The 16,921-nt window shown below is 52.1% G+C and carries 12 protein-coding genes; 4 read left to right on the top strand and 8 right to left on the bottom strand.

Annotated elements, in window-relative coordinates; all coding sequences use genetic code 11:
* Positions 1-222 precede the first annotated feature (222 nt).
* Complete coding sequence (locus tag BD749_RS00840) at positions 223-777, top strand: YceI family protein (RefSeq protein ID WP_101442490.1); 555 nt, start codon at positions 223-225, stop codon at positions 775-777.
* 57 nt (positions 778-834) lie between these two features.
* Here the strand turns inward: BD749_RS00840 and BD749_RS00845 are convergent, their stop codons facing one another.
* On the bottom strand, positions 835-1,284 hold the full coding sequence (locus BD749_RS00845; protein WP_101442491.1) for a GNAT family N-acetyltransferase: 450 nt from the start codon (positions 1,282-1,284) through the stop codon (positions 835-837).
* A gap of 10 nt (positions 1,285-1,294) precedes the next feature.
* A complete protein-coding gene (locus BD749_RS00850) occupies positions 1,295-2,908 on the bottom strand; it encodes a class I SAM-dependent methyltransferase (RefSeq protein ID WP_101442492.1) in 1,614 nt (537 codons plus the stop codon).
* Positions 2,909-3,010: 102 nt separating this feature from the next.
* Here BD749_RS00850 and BD749_RS00855 point away from each other — a divergent pair, with 102 nt between their 5' ends.
* The 3 genes from BD749_RS00855 to BD749_RS00865 all read left to right on the top strand — a co-directional run bounded on the left by BD749_RS00855 (position 3,011) and on the right by BD749_RS00865 (position 6,600).
* On the top strand, positions 3,011-3,568 hold the full coding sequence (locus BD749_RS00855) for a fasciclin domain-containing protein (RefSeq protein WP_101442493.1): 558 nt from the start codon (positions 3,011-3,013) through the stop codon (positions 3,566-3,568).
* 186 nt (positions 3,569-3,754) lie between these two features.
* Positions 3,755-5,206, top strand: a complete 1,452-nt coding sequence (locus BD749_RS00860) for a M16 family metallopeptidase (protein ID WP_101442494.1) — start codon at positions 3,755-3,757, stop codon at positions 5,204-5,206.
* A 5-nt stretch (positions 5,207-5,211) separates the two neighbouring features.
* Complete coding sequence (locus tag BD749_RS00865) at positions 5,212-6,600, top strand: M16 family metallopeptidase (protein WP_101442495.1); 1,389 nt, start codon at positions 5,212-5,214, stop codon at positions 6,598-6,600.
* A 593-nt stretch (positions 6,601-7,193) separates the two neighbouring features.
* On the opposite strand, the gene BD749_RS00870 is transcribed toward BD749_RS00865, so the two are convergent.
* From BD749_RS00870 to BD749_RS00895, 6 genes are all read right to left on the bottom strand, one after another.
* Positions 7,194-7,424, bottom strand: coding sequence for a hypothetical protein (locus BD749_RS00870; RefSeq protein ID WP_101442496.1), 231 nt, complete (start codon positions 7,422-7,424; stop codon positions 7,194-7,196).
* 191 nt (positions 7,425-7,615) lie between these two features.
* The gene (hrpB, locus tag BD749_RS00875; protein WP_101442497.1) at positions 7,616-10,153 is read right to left on the bottom strand and encodes an ATP-dependent helicase HrpB; all 2,538 of its coding nucleotides are present in this window, start codon (positions 10,151-10,153) and stop codon (positions 7,616-7,618) included.
* Positions 10,154-10,186: 33 nt separating this feature from the next.
* Positions 10,187-10,690 carry an ankyrin repeat domain-containing protein gene (locus BD749_RS00880; RefSeq protein WP_101442498.1) on the bottom strand — a complete coding sequence of 168 codons (504 nt, stop codon included), beginning with the start codon at positions 10,688-10,690 and terminating at the stop codon, positions 10,187-10,189.
* A gap of 48 nt (positions 10,691-10,738) precedes the next feature.
* Positions 10,739-11,023, bottom strand: coding sequence for an antibiotic biosynthesis monooxygenase family protein (locus BD749_RS00885; protein WP_245868586.1), 285 nt, complete (start codon positions 11,021-11,023; stop codon positions 10,739-10,741).
* Between the two features lie 45 nt (positions 11,024-11,068).
* The gene (locus BD749_RS00890) at positions 11,069-15,184 is read right to left on the bottom strand and encodes a chemotaxis protein CheB (protein ID WP_101442500.1); all 4,116 of its coding nucleotides are present in this window, start codon (positions 15,182-15,184) and stop codon (positions 11,069-11,071) included.
* Positions 15,185-15,218: 34 nt separating this feature from the next.
* Positions 15,219-16,781, bottom strand: a complete 1,563-nt coding sequence (locus BD749_RS00895) for a GAF domain-containing protein (protein ID WP_101442501.1) — start codon at positions 16,779-16,781, stop codon at positions 15,219-15,221.
* Positions 16,782-16,921 lie beyond the last annotated feature (140 nt).

Genomic DNA, 16,921 nt, shown 5'->3' on the forward strand with positions numbered 1-16,921 from the left:
TAGAATGCTCAAAATGATATTCTGCGGGCAGAATCCATTTGGGTGCCCTAAAATAAGGCTAATTAGCGAAATAAATGCGGTTTATTTTTGGACGGTGCCATCGGGCAACCTCTGCTATAACACAGGAGAACCTCATTTAGTTTTTCCCGGTTTCGCAACATTGTCTTTGTGTTTCCTGATTTCCTTTCTCAACCTTGTCTATACCTGCCAGTATAATTCAGTATGAAAGCTACAGTAGTCGGTGCCTTATACCTGGTCATGTTTCTTTTGGGCATGGCCAGGCTAACTGTGGCCATGGCGCAGCAGTCCCCGAGGCTTGCAAAAGCAGGAAGCACGATTGGCTATACCTTAGTGCATCCTTTGCACATCGTGCAGGGTAGCAGTCAGGAGGTGCAGAGCCAGCTAGAGTTGTCGGATACAGGGGAGCGGCTAGTACGGGTCCATGTTTCGGTCCCTGTCCGGTCTTTCGATAGTGGCAACCGTGCCCGCGACCGGGATATGCTTAAGGTAACCGAAGCGGATAAATACCCTGACGTAACATTCGTAAGTTCTGAAATCGTCTCAAGCGACGCTGCGTTAACGGTCACCGGTTTGCTTACATTTCATGGCGTGACACAAGAGCTCAGTTTCGTGGCGCAGCAAAGCAGGCAAGGAGAAAACCTGCTGGTGGAAGGCGGCTTTGATATCAGCTTAGATGCCTTCCGGATCAGGCGCCCCTCCATTTTGAGCATGAAGGTAAAAGATAAGCTGCAGGTGCAATTCCGGATGATCTACTGAAATGCAATTCAGGATGATTTACTGAAAGTCCTTGAGTTGAACCAGCAGTATAGCCGCTTATGACTGAAGCTGCTTGCTCATGATCAGCCGGGGGCTGCCATCGAGGTAGTAGTCCGCTACTTGCTCCCGTTCTACAAAACCAAGACGGGTGTAGATGCTGATGCCTGCAGCGTTGGCGGGGTGCACGGTAAGGTATAGCATGGTGGCCCCTTTTGCTTCCAGGGAGGCAATAGTAGCCGCCATCAGTTTCTGCCCGATACCCTTACCACGGTGCGCAGGTAGCACGCCCAGCGACAGCAGCCAACCCTTCCGACTTTCCTGCTCCAGATGGGAAATCATGTAGCCCGCTACCTGCCCACCTGTTTCCGCTATGAGCAGGTAATCGCCTGTTGTGTCGTAGAACTGGCGCAGCACAAACAGGGGATAACTATCTGCACCGAACAGCAGCTCATCAATAGTTTTGACAGCTTTCAGGTCGCTCAGTTCGGCTTTGCGAATGGTCACCATCGGTCTAGCTTTACTGGTTTTTGCCTTTCAGCAGGTTGATGCTGATGGTTGCCAGGTCGGAGTCAGGGAAGCGACGGAAGGCACCCTTCTCAGGGTATAGGCCGGCTTCCTTTGCTACTTTATGAAATACTTCCACTTCTACAATGTATTGGTCTGAGAACCCGTGTGTTGCGTCGTATGCTGTGGCGGCTGTTTTACCCAGGTTGGCAGCTGCCAGGGCAGGGGGGATGGTATGCAGTTCCATGGTCAGCAGACCGAACTTATCCACATAAGGCGTCCACTTTTTGAGGTGCCCCAGCAGGTTGTCCTCCACCTCGTTGTTGGGGATGCGCCTTCCTCTGAAAGCGAAGGCACCCGTCGACTGGCTCAGCCTTCCTTCCATGCGGTGTGTAGGTTGCTCCCAAATGCGGTTGTGGTCCAGAAAGGTACGGACATTTAACAGCTCTTTCAGGTCGATGTTGTAGTTCTCACGCAGGTCTTCTGCCAGCAGGTCCGGCCGGCCGATGTCTCCCCAGATCACTTTCGCCCAGATGTCGGCTTTGATCAGGTTGGCCCTTGTGACTTTGAGTGCTGCCTGGTTGTAATCGGCTCCTACTAAAAAGAGCGGGTACTGGTCCAGCATCCTGCCCCGGGCCGTTTGCCGTTCGATCACTTCAAACATGTGCTGCAAAAAGGCTCCGTTGCCACAACCCATGTCCAGTATGCCTTTCGGCTGCTCGTGTATCGGCCGGTTAAACAGCTCAATGATGATCTCGTCGATGACATTGAAATAGGTGGCATGCGCCCCGCCACTTCCCCACACGTTCATCTCCCGATCAACGTGCAGTTCCGGCGCTCCTTCGGGCTTATCCCATAGCACATTCGGGTTTCCGAAGATCAGGTCGTCGAGGTGGCGGAAAGTAGGGATGTAGGACACCGTGACACCATAGGCGCTGCCCCGCTTGGCGAAGAAAATGCCTTCGTCGGTGTACTCATACTGGTCGCGCACCTTCCTGAACCAGCCCAGGTGTGCGAAGAGGTCCAGTATGTTGCGGAAATCCTGGTGGTTCTCATGAAACTCCTCCGGGCTGAAGCGACTTTCCATGAAGTATTTATGGAACATGCCATTCATACCCAGCAATACGATTGAAGGGCCCATCAGCAGGCCCTCGATGTGTTTCAGCACCTGCTCCTGTACGCTCCGCTCTTCCAAATTATCAGACAGCGTCAAACCATATCCTGCTCTATACCTGTCAGCTACCTTCGTCCAGAGTTGGTAGGGCTCTTTCTCGAACTTGCGCGGATGGTAGTTGCCGGAAACTTGCATGAGCTTTACCACATCCTCGTAAAGGTATACCAACGGAAAAGCCAGCCGGCCGTGCTCGGTAAGCCGGTATGTTACCGTATCGGTTGCGTTGTTGAGCTGCTGCTCGAGCCATCCCTGCGAGCAGAGCACACGCAAGGCTACGTTCAGGTAGCCATCGTTCGCTTTGAATCGGTTAACCAGTTCATTCAGACTGGCCTTCTGTTGCTGCAGCAGGTAGTCGAGTACGCCGTTCTTTGCCAAAGAATAGGCCGTAGGAGCAGTTACTATACCATCCAGGTGACGAAAAATGGTTTCACGCAGTTCGTTTTTGCTTCTCATATCAAATAGTAACGAATATCATCTTTCTGACTAATCACAATCATATTTAATGAAACGGAAAGTAAGGAATATTACATCATCAAACTAAACCACCTAACGAAAATGAAAAGTTTACATGTAGCCTTACTCGCAGTTGTTTTTGGTCTGTTGACCTCTTGCAACACGCAAACTCAGCAGGAAACGACCGCGGCAGTTCCCGAAGCCGAAACAAGCCAGTCTGCAGGACAATCTGCTGTGGCTGACGACCAGTCGCAGCAGAATGTGGTGCAGGTAGCAGCCGGTTCACCGGATCATACTACGCTGGTAGCCGCCGTGAAAGCAGCCGGACTGGTAGATGCCCTGACCAACGCTGGTCCGTTTACGGTATTTGCCCCTACCAACGCTGCGTTCGATAAACTGCCCGCAGGTACAGTCGACGGTCTCCTGAAACCCGAGAGCCGCAGCGACCTTCGTAATATTCTGCAGTACCATGTATACGTAGGCGTTATACCTGCCGAGCGATTCGACAATGACATGACCCTCGGACAAGTGAACGGTGGCCGCGTTAAGCTGGGCCTGAAGGGCGATCAGCCTACTGTTAACGGCGTTAAGATACTATCTTCCATACCTACCTCAAACGGTATCATTCACGTAATCGATCAGGTCTTGTTGCCCGAATAAGCTGTTATAGTAAAATACCAAAACCTTGAGGCCTGTGCATGAAGAGATTATGCACAGGCTTTTTATTTATATAGCCTATAGTTTATTTTAAAAATTAACATATTTTATATAATATTATTTAGTTTATTTACGTAGAATGTTCTGAATTAAGGCTTACCCATTTTTAACCCTTAAAATCAGCGCATAATGAATCAAACACTTCTTTTAAACTATGTTAGATGGGGCGCTCTTGCACTTGTGCTCAGCTGGAGCTCCTGCGGGCAACGCACCACCACCTCAACTCCCGACACTACAGTGGCCACCGCCGAAACGGTTGCCCCGGCTACAGAAAATGCTGCTGAGACCTCAGCATACCAGATTCCTGTTGACTACTATACCCTGGACAATGGCTTGAAGGTCGTGCTCTCGCAGGACAAGACGGCTCCGATCGCCACCATCGCCGTGTACTATAACATTGGTTTCCGGATTGAGCCCAAAGACCGCACCGGCTTTGCCCACCTGTTTGAGCATATGATGTTTCAGGGCTCGGAGAATTTGGGCAAGATGGAGTTTATACAGTTGGTGCAGAAAAACGGCGGCATCCTGAATGGCTCTACCCGCTTCGACTTCACCAACTACTTCGAGATTGTGCCGGCACACAAACTGGAAACCATGCTTTGGGCCGAGGCTGACCGCATGAAGGGCCTCAACATCACGCAGGAGAACCTGACCAACCAGCAGGGTGTGGTGAAAAACGAGGTGAAGGTGAACGTGCTCAACCAACCTTACGGTGGCTTCCCTTGGCTCGACATGCCGCAGTACGCCAACAAGAACTGGTACAATGCGCATAATTTCTACGGAGACCTGAAAGATCTGGACGCTGCCAACCTGGAGGATGTAAAATCCTTTTTCGATACTTTTTACTCGCCTAACAATGCCGTGCTTGTTGTGGTCGGAGACTTTGAGACAGGTGATGCCAAGCGCTGGATTCAGCAGTACTTCAGCAGTATTCCTTCCGCTAAACTGCCTGCGCCCGTTGATCTGGCGGAGCCGCGGCAGGAAAAAGAGCAGCGATTTACAAAAGACGATAAACTGGCCAACCGACCGGCACTGGCTTTCGCCTACCACATGCCGGAGCGAAACACTCCGGAGTACTACGCCATGGGTTTGCTGGACCAGATTCTGCTGCAGGGCAACGACAGCAGGCTGTACCAGGCTTTGGTGCAGGAGCGGGGCTATACCGGCTCGGTGGATGGCGGCATCAACGCTTTCTTGGGCAACATGTTCAATTACAACGGCCCGATGCTCTGGATGGGTAGTCTGATACACGATCAGAATGTGAAGGCCGATGAAGTGGTGAAAGTGCTGGATGCGGAGATTCAGAAGCTGCAACAGGAGGGGATAGACCAGGAGTTGATTGACCTGGCGATTGTGAAGATGCGCTCGTCGCTTTACGATCAGGTAAGCGCTTCCTCTGGTTTCGGCAAAGCCGACCTGCTCGCCACTTTTGCGCTGTTCGATGATGATCCGGCCCGTATTAACCGCCTCGAGTCAGAATTCCGAAAAGTAACTCCGGAGTTGCTCCAAAAGACCATAGAGGAATACCTGCGCCCTACCAACCGCACTGTATTAGTTGTTAACCCACTTGCAAAAAGCTAAGCGCCATGTATAAAAAAATATTTTCAATCGCCTTGATTGCCCTCCTGAGCCTGCCGTCAGGTATAGCGGTGGGCCAAAAACAAACGCCGCCGGAAGGAGGTCAACCGCGTGATTTTAAACTGCCTGCCAAGCAGGAGTTTGATCTGGATAACGGTCTAACGGCCGTGCTGGTGCCCTATGGTGAGGTTCCCAAGGTGGTGGTGAGCATGGTGGTACAAGTAGGCAACGTACACGAAACAGCACAGCAAAATGGGCTGGCAGAGATTGTGGGCAGCCTGATGCAGGAAGGCACGGCTACACGAAATGCCCGGCAGTTGGCCGAGGAAGTGGCCCGTCTGGGTGGCTCGCTTTACGTGAGTGTAGGCCCGAACGAGACCTGGATATCCGGTTCGGCGCTGTCGGAGTTTGGACCTCAGTTAGTTGAAATCATGGCAGATCTGCTCAAAAACCCTGCCTTCCCGGAGGCTGAGATGGGCCGCATCAAAAACGACTTCAAGCGCCAGAATAACCTGTTGCGCCAGCAACCAGGTGCCATTGCCCAATCCAAGTTCAGAGGGGCACTCTACCCGAACCACCCATACGGTCGTGACTTCCCTTCAGACGCAGTGATCGACGGCTTTACCAGGGAGCAGGTGCAGCAGTTTTACGAACAGCAGTTCGGTGCCGACCGCACAACCGTATACGTGGCCGGAAAATTTGACCAGAGCGCCATGAAAGAGGCCGTTAGCAGTCAGTTGAGCGATTGGCGGAAAGGGGCCGAGCCGCAGATCATGGTGGCCAAGCCGGTTACCAAAAGCGACCTGATCGTAATTGATAGGCCAGGTGCACCGCAGTCCACTATTGTGTATGGCTTACCCGTGGTAGACCCTTCACACCCAGACTACATGGCTCTTCGCGTGACCAATTCCTTGTTGGGTGGCTCATTCGGCTCACGCATCACCCGCAACATCCGCGAAGACAAAGGCTATACCTACTCGCCCTACAGCACGCTGGCCGCCCGCTACCGGGTAGGGGATTGGGCGCAGGTAGCCGACGTCACCACCGAGCACACAGGAAACTCATTGCGTGAAATTTTGAACGAGATCAATCGCCTGGGCACAGAAGCTCCCACAGCTGAAGAGTTGGAAGGTATAAAGAATTACGAGGCCGGTTTGTTTGTCTTGCGAAACTCTTCGCCTTCGGGCATCGTGTCGCAGCTTAATTTCCTGAAACTGCACGGGCTGCCGGATTCTTTCTTGGAAAACCAGGTGCAGAATATCCACGCCATTACGCCGCAACAAGTACAGCAAACTACCCAGAAGTACATGAAACCCAAGAGTATGACGCTGGTGGTTGTGGGCGATAAAAAAGTAATTGATCCTCAGTTAAAGAAATTTCAGGCAGAACTGAAATAGAACCCGCTGTAGTGCGCAAGTACAAACCAAAAAAAGGGAGACCTGATTTTTTCAGGTCTCCCTTTTTTTGGTTGGGGTAGGTATAAAACAAGAACAGACCCCTTTTCAGGAGTCTGTTCTCTATTGAAAAGATTTGTGGTTTGTAACAATTAACTTTTCAACTTTTAGCCATTCTCTTTTACGGGTACAGTTTTAATGAGGTTACAGAATCTCTGAAAATATTTTTAATTTTTTTTCGGGGTTGGTTTTTAATACGCCATACTGCCCCGAAAATTCATTATTGCTCACAGAATTCATTGTATTGACGTCAACGCACCCTTATACCTTATAAAGGTATAGCAGCTTCCTAGTTTCAAGTATAGATTATTGACTTTCTGAAGTATGAATTGCTTTGAAGCTATTTTAGCTACTAAGGTATGGCTGAAAAAGAATGCGTAGAAACTTTAGGGAGAGGTATAAAATAAGAAGAGCTCCTTCGTAAAGGAGCTCTTCTCTATTGAAAAGATTAGTCTGTAACAATTAACTTTTCAACTTTTAGCCGTTCTTTTATACGGTGGCATTTTGTGATGGGTTACAATGCACCCAAATTTTTTTTAATTATTATCTCGGTCTTTATCCCGATCTACTTCAACTTTCTTGGTATTGGTTGTTGTGTCATAGTCAACAACCGTTTCAGTTACTTCATATTCGGTTGCCACAGAGTCGCGGTCTACTACTCGTTCGGTTTCGCTGGCAGTTGTGCCCTCTCTGTTGGTGTTATCGCAGGCTACCAGCCCCATACTACCAAACATGATCGCGAAGGCTGCATAAAATATCTTTTTCATGGTTTTATCATTTAAGCTTAACTAAAATACATCGCCTGTCTTTAAAGCAAGCAGGATCAATGTTTAATAATTGTACGAAATGATAAATATAAAAGGTTGTAAATCAGAAATATAATAGTATTATATTCTTGGTATAATGATAAATCAGATAGCTGTGAAGCAGATTCAGGAAACTAATCTTCTATTTCAGATCAGGTACCTTTCCTTTTTACACTGCGTGTAGGTATGGCCGTGAGTGGGTCATCCGGCCAGTGGTGTTTTGGATACCTTCCGCGCAGGTCTTTGCGCACTTCGAAATAACCAGTGTGCCAGAAACTGCGCAGGTCGCGGGTCACTTGCACGGGGCGGGAGGCCGGCGAGAGTAAGTGCATCAGCAAGGGCACCTTGCCTGCTGCGATACGGGGTGTGTCGAGCAAGCCAAACACCTCCTGCAAACGCACTGCCAGCACGGGCGTGGCAGCATCCGTATAGTCCACGGCGATGCGCGAACCGCTGGGTACCTGCAGGTGTGTAGGCGCCAGCTTGTCGAGTTCCTGCTGTTGCTCCCACGAAAGCGTAGAAAGAAGTATGTTATTCAGATCCAGCCGGGAAACCTGTTCCAAGCTGCGCAGGCCTGCCAGGTGTGGTAGCAACCATTCTTCCATGGTGTCTTCCAATGCCTTATCCGACATGTCGGGCCAATTTTCCGGCGCGAGTTGCTGAAGGAATGTAAGCCGCTGACGTGTGCGGATCGCTTCATCGGACCAGGGTAATCGAGTTATACCGTTCTCCTGAAGTGCCTGTAATAACGCAGCCTGTACTTGTTCCGGGTCGGGTTGGGCAAGTTGTTTTTCTTCCAGCACCAGTGCGCCGAGTTTTATGATGCGTCTTGCCTGCACACGGCCACTTGCCTGGTCCCAGCGAACCTCTTCCAGCTGTTCTAACTGACTTTTAAAATGTTCGAGCACTTCGTCTATGCTCAAGGGAGCTGCCAGCAAGATACGCGGATGTGGCCCTGCATCCAGGTGAGCGATGCCGTAATACGCCGCCTCAGAAAACAATTCGGTAGGGAGGGATGCCTTTTGGCCCGTAATCAGACGCACTCTCCCCGTACTTTCGCGCTGCGCCAGTCGATCAGGATAAGCCAGGGCGGTGAGCAGGCCGGCTGCATGCACCTCGATGGTTCCTTTAGGAGCACGGAGTCGCTGCCGGAGGTGTTGGGCCTGTTCCTGCACGCGTCGAATGGCGTTGTCATCCCGAACAAAACCAGGTATAGGAGGGCGTTTTCCTGCCAACAGCTCCAGCCGCAGAGATAAGTCTGGCAGGGGACTGCTCAGCGGTTGTTGCGCCCGGATAACATCACGCTCAGCGAGTAAGGCCGCCAGCGTACAAGCCGTCTCGGTCAGTCCCAGTTCATGGCCTCTGATCACCAGGTGCCCGAGGCGGGGTGTCAGGCCCATGGAGGCAATGGCTTTGCCGTGGGCTGTAGCCTGGCCGGTCACGTCTATGGCCTCCAGGCGCAGCAGCAAGTCGCGGGCTAAAGAGAGCGCGGCGGCAGGCGGGGTGTCCAGCCACTGCAGTGTACTGACGTCCTTTACACCCCACAAGGCCAGCTCCAACGCCATACCTGACAGGTCGGCCTCACAAATTTCGGGTACCTGCCGCTCCGGCAATTGCAACTGATCGGCTGTGGACCAGAGGCGGTAGCAGACTCCCGGGCCTAAACGGCCCGCACGGCCACGGCGCTGGTCTGCAGCTGCTTTTGAAACAGGGGTGGTAACCAGTGTTGTGAGGCCGGTGCGTGGCATAAAACGGGGTACACGTGCATAGCCGCCATCCACGACAATCTTTACGCCTTCTATTGTTAAGCTGGTTTCGGCAATGCTTGTTGCCAATACGATTTTCCTGAAACCAGCAGGAGAGGGCTGAATGGCTGCCATCTGTCGGCTAAGTGCCAGATCTCCGTGCAACAAGTGCAGCTCGACGCTGGCCGGAAGTCTGTCTTCCAACTGCTCTGCCACCCGGCGCATTTCTCCCATACCTGGCAGAAAAACGAGCAAGTCACCGGAGGGTTCTTCGCGCAGCGCTCTGAAGATGGTTTTGGGTACCAGCTGCTGCAGTCGCTCTGCAGGTCGGCTGCCGGCCGCCGCCATTTCAGAAGGGCTGAGGTAATGCGTCTCGACTGGGTAGAGGCGTCCGTGGCTTCGGATCACGGGGGCCTGCAACCATATGCCTATACCTGTGGCATCCAGGGTGGCGCTCATGATCACGATACGCAGGTCAGGCCGAAGCACAGCCTGCGCATCCAGCGCGAGTGCCAGACCCAGGTCAGCCTGCAAGCTGCGTTCATGAAACTCGTCGAAAAGAATTGCCGCCACACCTTCCAGGGCAGGGTCTTCCTGTAGCATGCGGGTCAGGATGCCCTCTGTTACTACCTCCACGCGTGTGCGGGCAGATACCACGTGCTCCATGCGCACCCAGTAGCCCACCGTCTGGCCCAGTGGTTCCTGCATCAGATCAGCCATGCGCTGCGCTGCGGCCCGGGTAGCGAGGCGACGTGGTTCCAGCACCAGTACCTTGCCGCCCTGCAGCCAGTCGGCTTGTAGCAAAGCGAGTGGCACCAGCGTTGTTTTACCGGCTCCCGGGGGAGCTTCCAACACGGCACGATTAGCGGTAGTGAGTGCCTGCAGCAGGTCAGGGAGCGCCTCTTTTACAGGCAGGTCCGGTAGTTCAGGTATGGCGTACGACATGTCGTCGCAATTTCCGAAAAATAAATAAACTTATCAGGTTGTGCTTTCGGTGGGGGCTTCGAATAGTTTCAGGGCCTCTTCGTTGCCGACCTGTGCTGCCATTTGCTGAGCGGTCAGGCCACGGGCGTCACGGAGTTCCCGGTTGGCACCGTGCTCGAGCATAAACTTAACCATGTTGTTACGGCCATACATGGTGGCAAACATCAGGGCAGTACCGCCACTGCCATTTTGCAGGTCCAGGTCGGCACCGTGTTCCAGCAATAGCTCGGCTATACCTTCGTAGCCATTGAAGCACTGGCCCATCAGAGCGGTGTTACCTGCCAGATCCTGCGCATTGACGTCGGCCCCGGCATCGAGCAGCATACGGGCCGCCTCGGGTTGGTTATTGTAGGTCGCAATGATCAGGGGCGTGAAGCCACGCGGGCCTGGCTCGTTTACATCGACTCCTTCGTCAATCAGTTGTTTCAGCAGGGGCAGGTCGCCGCGTCGGGCGGCATCAAATAAAATATCAACGGGTCTGGTTGAATGGAACGTCATAGGTATAAGGGCATTTGGTTTTGCCCTTTCCTACGGTAAAATTTCTCTTTAGTCGCTCACCATGTCAAAAAAACGTACTTTCAGGCTACCAGGTACCAGTTTCAACCCTTTTGGTATACCTTGGTGCGATTCCTTCATGTGCTGCTTGTACCATTCTTTGTATGATACTTCATCAGTCCAGGTGGTCATCACCCAAAACTCGTTTTCGTTTTCCTGCGGTGTAAATACCTTCATACCCAGAAAACCCTTCTCATGATCAACCATGTGCGGTCGGTTCACAAATGCTTCCTTCACGTCGGCTGCCATTCCGTTGGCAACCTCAAACTGGCTCATGGCTATATACATAGTTCGTATTTAAAATTTGAATAGGATTGCGCTTTACTGTTTAAAGGTTAGCGTAAAGGTCGTCCCTTTGTTTGTCTCACTTTTAACATGCACATGCCCTCCTGAGTTGTCCATGATGCGTTTGACGATGTAAAGGCCCATGCCGGTACCGTCTACATGCGAGTGGAAACGCTTGAAGAGTGTGAACAGCTTGCCCTGGCTCTCTTTGCTGATGCCCAGGCCATTGTCTTCTATGCTGATCACCAACCTCTTGCCTTTGTAACTGCTCTTGATTTTGACGTGCGGCTTACGGTCCGGCGAGCTATACTTGAGCGCATTGCTCAGCAGGTTGTAGAGTATACTGTGCAGGTTCTTTTTGGAGAAACTAATGGTAGGCGCTTCTGAAAAATCAGTTTCAATCACAGCCTGCTTCCGCTCTGCCTCTTCTTTCAGGCCAGCGTAAATCGTGTTATAAACAGCTTCGATCTCAAGCGGCTCCGACTCACCGTCCACATCGCGCTGTACTTTGGCAATGTCCGTCAGGTCGCGGATCACATTCTTGAATCGCTTGATAGAATCCTTGATCATGTCGAACAGGGGATCGGTTGGCTCGCCCGGCAAGGGTTCCGCCTCCCTGATCTGCTCTTCCAGCACCAGCATCAGGCCTTCAATGTTCGCGATAGGCGACTTCAGGTCGTGCGAGGCCGTGTACACAAACGTGTCCAGGTCATCGATCACGCGCATGAGGTGGTCATTGGTATGCTGGAGTTTCTCCTGTGCCTGCTTCAGGTCCGACAGATCGATGAACGATCCGATCATGCGGTAAGGCATGCTGTACTCATTATACAGGATATAGGCTCGGTTCGAAACGTAGGTATAGGTGCCCTCTTTGTGCTGGATGCGGTACTCTGCATTCCACTGTTTTTTGCCGTTATTGATGGCATCATTCACGCTCTGTTCAACTGCCTTCCGGTCGTCTGGATGCACTTTCGAGAACCAGCCGTCCAGTCCACCCTCCATCTCGTGCTCGTTATAGCCCAGCATTTTGCTCAGGCCATCGCTCCACCAGATGCTGTTGGCAGCCAGGTTCCAGTCCCAGACCACGTCGTTGGTCGCCATGGCCACCAGCCTGAACCGTTCTTCGCTCTCGGCCAGCTCGCGGGTACGGTCCTGCACCAGGCGCTCCAACTGGCTGTTAAGCACAGTCAGGTTTTCCTCTGCCTTTTTGAGTTCTTCGTAGGCCCGCTGAGTCTGATCCTCGCTGTTCTTTTTATCGTTGATATTGGCCATGGTGACGGCAATACCTCCTCCCATTTTCACTGCTGCGATCTCGTACCAGGCTTTCTGCTCGTTTAAGGTTAGCAGCTGCTCAATGTGGAGCGGCTTTCCTGTTTCCACCACGTGGCAGAACTTCCGGAACAGTCCAGTGTCGCGCAGATGGGGTATCACGGTTGTAACGCTCCCATGTAGCAGGTTGGCGCTCGACTCGCCGATCATTTCTTCTGCTTTCTTGTTAAGCAAGGTCCAGGTGAAGTCCTTGATCTGATCTTTGGCATCGCGAACGGTCTGCATGGCCATGATGCTGTTAAGCGAGCTGTCGAGCACGCCCTGCACCACACTGCTGAGTGTTTTGAGCGTAGTCACATCCACAAAGCTCACTACCACGCCGTCTTTGTTTCCATCCCGCTTCAGGTATGGTATAATGCGCATGAGATAATAGCGGCCGTTTTCGGTCTCCACTTCCTGTTCCATTTCCTGCGAGGTGTTGTTTACCTGGCGTATGTCGTCGAACAGGCGGGCGTATTTCAGGTTGTGCGACAGGTGATAAACCGGCCGCCCTATATCGCCGCCGATGATGTTGACGATCTGCTCAACCGACGGGGTGTACTTGCGCACTTCCAGGCTGTGGTCAACAAAAAGCTGGCCCACGTTTGAGCTGCGGAAGTAGTTGTCGAGGTCTTCGTTGAGCTCCTGGAGTTCCTTTATTTTAAGCTGATGCTCTGAGTTAACGGTATGCAGTTCTTCATTGAGCGACTGCATCTCTTCGTTGGAGCTTTGCAGCTCCTCATTGCTTGACATCAGCTCCTCGTTGCTCGATTGCAGCTCTTCATTGGTTGTGCTCAGGTCCTGCACGGTCATTTGCAGACTTTCGCGGGTTTCACGCAGCTCCATTTCCAGCGTGGTTAGTTGCTGGTAGTAGTCTGCGTCGGAGAGGTGCGGGGTTTCGCTTAACTTTGGCTGTGGGCTCACTTCGCCCATTTCCTGCAGCAGGACCAGGATGAGCGGTGGCTGGCCTTTTTCCAGCGTAACCGGTCGAACGGAGGTATGGATCAGGCGTTCTTTCTTTTCAAACTTCACTGCAACCTGCCTGCCCACCACGCTGCGCTTAGTCTTGATGGCTTTGCGGATGCTCACGCTCAGGACCACGGCCAGTTCCTCGGGTACCATTTTGATCAGGTTAAAGTGCAATCGCTTGTCCGGAAACTTAAGGAAGCGGTTGATGTCGCCAATGCCGTGCAGCAGCTGATAATTGGAGTCGACGTAAAGGGCAGTAACTTTAAAGTCCTCCGCCAGGGCATCCATAAAAGCTTCGTTGTAGCGATTCAGCTGCGTTGTTTTAAACTGGCTGGCCTGGCTCACTTGCGCGCTGGTAGTTTGGAAATCAGTTATGCCGTAGCTGCGCTGCAGGCTGCTGCGGTCTTTTACCTTGCGGAAGATCTTCCATTTACGGTCTTCTTCCTCAAAGTACTCCTGCATATCCCCGATGTGCTCGCTAGGGCCCAGTAACAAATACCCCCCCATGTTCAGGGCGTAAGGAAACAACGAGAGTACTTTATGCTGCAGGCTAGGGTTCAGGTAGATCAGCATGTTGCGGCACGTGATGAGGTCAATCTTGCTGAACGGCGGGTCTTTTTGCAGATCGTGCTGCGCAAAGATCACCATCTTCCGGATCTCATCACTCACCGTATAACGGTTGCCGGTTTGCTGAAAGAACCGCTGCAACCGCTCCTCCGAAACCTGCTTGCGGATGGAGTTAGCAGGGTAGGTGCCTCTAGAGGCCTTCTGCAGTGCCTGCTGGTCTACATCGGTCGCAAAGAGCTTCACGTCCAGGTGCCGGCCCAACTTATAGGATGCCTCTTTGAATAAGATTGCCAACGAATAGGCCTCTTCGCCCGTGCTGCAGGCTGCTACCCACACCTTGATGGGTTCGCCTTCCTCTTTGGATTCCAGGATAGCCGGGATAACGTTGGATTGAAGCAAATGAAACGCCTCCGGGTCGCGGAAAAAGCTGGTTACGTTGATAAAAAACTCCTGGCAAAGAATCTTGATCTCGGCCGGGTTTTCGTGCAGGAATTCCAGGTACTCCTGCAGAGAGTTCAATTTTAAGGTCTGCATCCGTTTGTGGATGCGGCGGTTGAGGGTAGGCTTTTTATAATGTGTAAAGTCCACCTGGGTATGGCTGCATACCAGGTCTAGTATCTTTTTTAGCACTTCCTCCTCGTCAACGCTGCTCTGTTGCTGCTTCCCGTTTTGGATGATGCTCTTCATGAGCGGTGTGCGGCGGGTATATTCCATGATCTCGTGCGGAATCTGATCCGGCGGAAGCACGAAGTCTACCTTACCTGTGTCGATGGCGCTGCGTGGCATGCCATCGAACTTGGCGCTCTCGGGGTCCTGCACCACTACCAGTCCGCCTGCTTTTTTAATGGCAAGCACTCCTTTACTACCGTCCGTCCCAGTGCCCGACAACACGACGCCTATGGCGTAAGGACCCCGGTCGATAGCAAGCGATTCAAAAAAGGCATCGACAGCAAAGTTCGGCTCCCGGTTACGGGGTTTGTCGGTTAGGCGCAGCCTTCCGTTCTGCAAGCTTAGTTGCTTGCCACTAGGGAGCACATACACACAATTCGGCCTTGTGAAGGTATTGTCTTCTGCCTCCCTTACCTGCATGCTGGTATGTTTGGAGAGCAACTCGGCCATCAGGCTTTTGTGGTCCGGCGACAGGTGCTGGATAATCACAAAAGAAAAGCTGGAGTTACTGGGAAAGTGGTCAAAGAGTTTATGAATAGCTTCCAGGCCTCCGGCAGAGGCTCCTATACCTACCAGGTAATGATCGGCAGGTTTAGGGCTTACTTTTTGGCCCTGTTTATTGTCTGCTTGCTGCAACATGCTGTGTTAACCGAAATAAAGGTAATAGGTTCACTTAGTACTTCTCGCGGATGATCTTGCTGAGCACGGCACTGCGCAAAGCCTCCGCAGCTTCCAATTCCTCGGGCTGCCAGGGCAGAGAAGTAAGCTGTACTGTTTGCTGATAAAGGGCAAACGAGTTGCGCGGGTGGTAGCTTTTGCCGTCCGGCTCCATCCGGATAGCCTGATCAGGGTTGCCGCTCCAGTTCACGGTTTGCAGCACTTCACCCCGGAAGCACAAAATGTACTCTCCCTGGTCTGGGTTGATAGCCAGGGCTAATAAGCCACTCGCCTCGTTCTTGTACTCTTTGCTGTTTGGGTATGCCAGTGGGAGTGAGTGGGTTACATAGGTTTTGTCAGAGCTGTTGCGTCGCAGCCAGGAGGCCAGCTCTTTTATTTTTTGAACGGCAGGTGTTTTGCCTACTGTCTGCACGGTGCCTTCATACAAGATGGCCGCACCGTCCAACGACAGAAGCGCCATCAGGTTTGGCTGCCCATGCAACAGCGCCTCGGCAAAAAACTCCTGGTTAAAGATCTGTTCCAGCACGCTGGCGTGTTGGCCGCGCATATTTGCCTGCACGACGGCTCGCTGCTCTCTCTCATAAGCTCCTAACCGGACTGCTGCAATGGTAGAAAGCAGTTCCATGGCGGTACGCTCCTGGTAGCTTGGGTTTTTGGGTGTTTTATGGTGGCAGGAGATCAGCCCCCACAACTTGCCTTCCAGAATGAGCGGTACGGACATAGATGAGGAAATACCCATGTTGGCCATATACTCCAGGTGCACGCCCGCCACGCTGCGCAGATTGCAACTGGTCAGGTCCGTAAACCGCCTGGTGATGGGGTTGAGAATAGGGTGGAGGCGTACCGGCTCGTAATCGCGGGCAGGTATAAGGCGATAAGGGTTCTTGAAATAAAGGTCGCGTGCCTGTTTGGGCACATCAGAAGCCGGAAAGCGAAGCCCCATCAGGTCGCTCATGTCCGCTGTTTTGGCCTGCCCGATCACAGTCCCGTTCCACGTCGGGTCGAAGCGGTAAACCAGCACCCGGTCAAAACCTGTGAAATGCTTGAACTCATCGGCCACAATCTGCGCGATTGCTTCTGTATGATCGGCCTGCTTGATGCGGGAGGTGATGTACTTGATCTGCTGAAAAAATGCCAGGAAGGATTTATCATTTTCCCGTTGGGCAGGCTCCATTTCGATCAGAATCTGGTCTTGCTCCGGGTGCACAGTCGCTGTAAATACTTTGGGGCTGTCTGCTGTTCTGAACGATATCGAAAAGGGAATATCTACCTGATCCTGCTCGGACTCATGCTCCCGGTTTAGTTTCTGAACTAGGTCTTGCAACTCGCCTTCAGGTACAAAATCAGCGAGAGGCCGCTCCAGCAAGCTCTCCGGCGTAACTCCTAGCAGCTCTGTGCTGTTTTCACTCACCTGCCTGATATGTAGTGTTTTGTCCAGAACAAGCAGGAGACCGTGCGGTTGTATAAGGTTAATCTGGTGCAGCGGAATACTACCGCAGAAATCAGAATCATAGTTTTTTTCGCCACCGATATGCAGCGCAGAAGCTTTATTTTCCATAAATATCCAAAGCCCATCCAGGGGTGAAAAAGTGTGCGAACGCGCTGGTTTAGAGGTTTGGCGTCCTTCTGGCTAGGGGTATACGGGTGTAATTTACGTGTTTTTACGCTATAAGTATGAAAATAAAATACATTATTTGA

Source organism: Pontibacter ramchanderi, assembly GCF_002846395.1.
GTDB classification, from domain to species: domain Bacteria; phylum Bacteroidota; class Bacteroidia; order Cytophagales; family Hymenobacteraceae; genus Pontibacter; species Pontibacter ramchanderi.

Bases quoted from the DNA above. Each gene is read 5' to 3' on its own strand.
- BD749_RS00880 (WP_101442498.1), bottom strand. From the start codon at position 10,690: ATGACGTTCCATTCAACCAGACCCGTTGATATTTTATTTGATGCCGCC.
- BD749_RS00850 (WP_101442492.1), bottom strand. From the start codon at position 2,908: ATGAGAAGCAAAAACGAACTGCGTGAAACCATTTTTCGTCACCTGGAT.
- hrpB (WP_101442497.1), bottom strand. From the start codon at position 10,153: ATGTCGTACGCCATACCTGAACTACCGGACCTGCCTGTAAAAGAGGCG.
- BD749_RS00860 (WP_101442494.1), top strand. From the start codon at position 3,755: ATGAATCAAACACTTCTTTTAAACTATGTTAGATGGGGCGCTCTTGCA.
- BD749_RS00870 (WP_101442496.1), bottom strand. From the start codon at position 7,424: ATGAAAAAGATATTTTATGCAGCCTTCGCGATCATGTTTGGTAGTATG.
- BD749_RS00895 (WP_101442501.1), bottom strand. From the start codon at position 16,781: ATGGAAAATAAAGCTTCTGCGCTGCATATCGGTGGCGAAAAAAACTAT.
- BD749_RS00885 (WP_245868586.1), bottom strand. From the start codon at position 11,023: ATGAGCCAGTTTGAGGTTGCCAACGGAATGGCAGCCGACGTGAAGGAA.
- BD749_RS00890 (WP_101442500.1), bottom strand. From the start codon at position 15,184: ATGTTGCAGCAAGCAGACAATAAACAGGGCCAAAAAGTAAGCCCTAAA.
- BD749_RS00840 (WP_101442490.1), top strand. From the start codon at position 223: ATGAAAGCTACAGTAGTCGGTGCCTTATACCTGGTCATGTTTCTTTTG.
- BD749_RS00865 (WP_101442495.1), top strand. From the start codon at position 5,212: ATGTATAAAAAAATATTTTCAATCGCCTTGATTGCCCTCCTGAGCCTG.
- BD749_RS00845 (WP_101442491.1), bottom strand. From the start codon at position 1,284: ATGGTGACCATTCGCAAAGCCGAACTGAGCGACCTGAAAGCTGTCAAA.
- BD749_RS00855 (WP_101442493.1), top strand. From the start codon at position 3,011: ATGAAAAGTTTACATGTAGCCTTACTCGCAGTTGTTTTTGGTCTGTTG.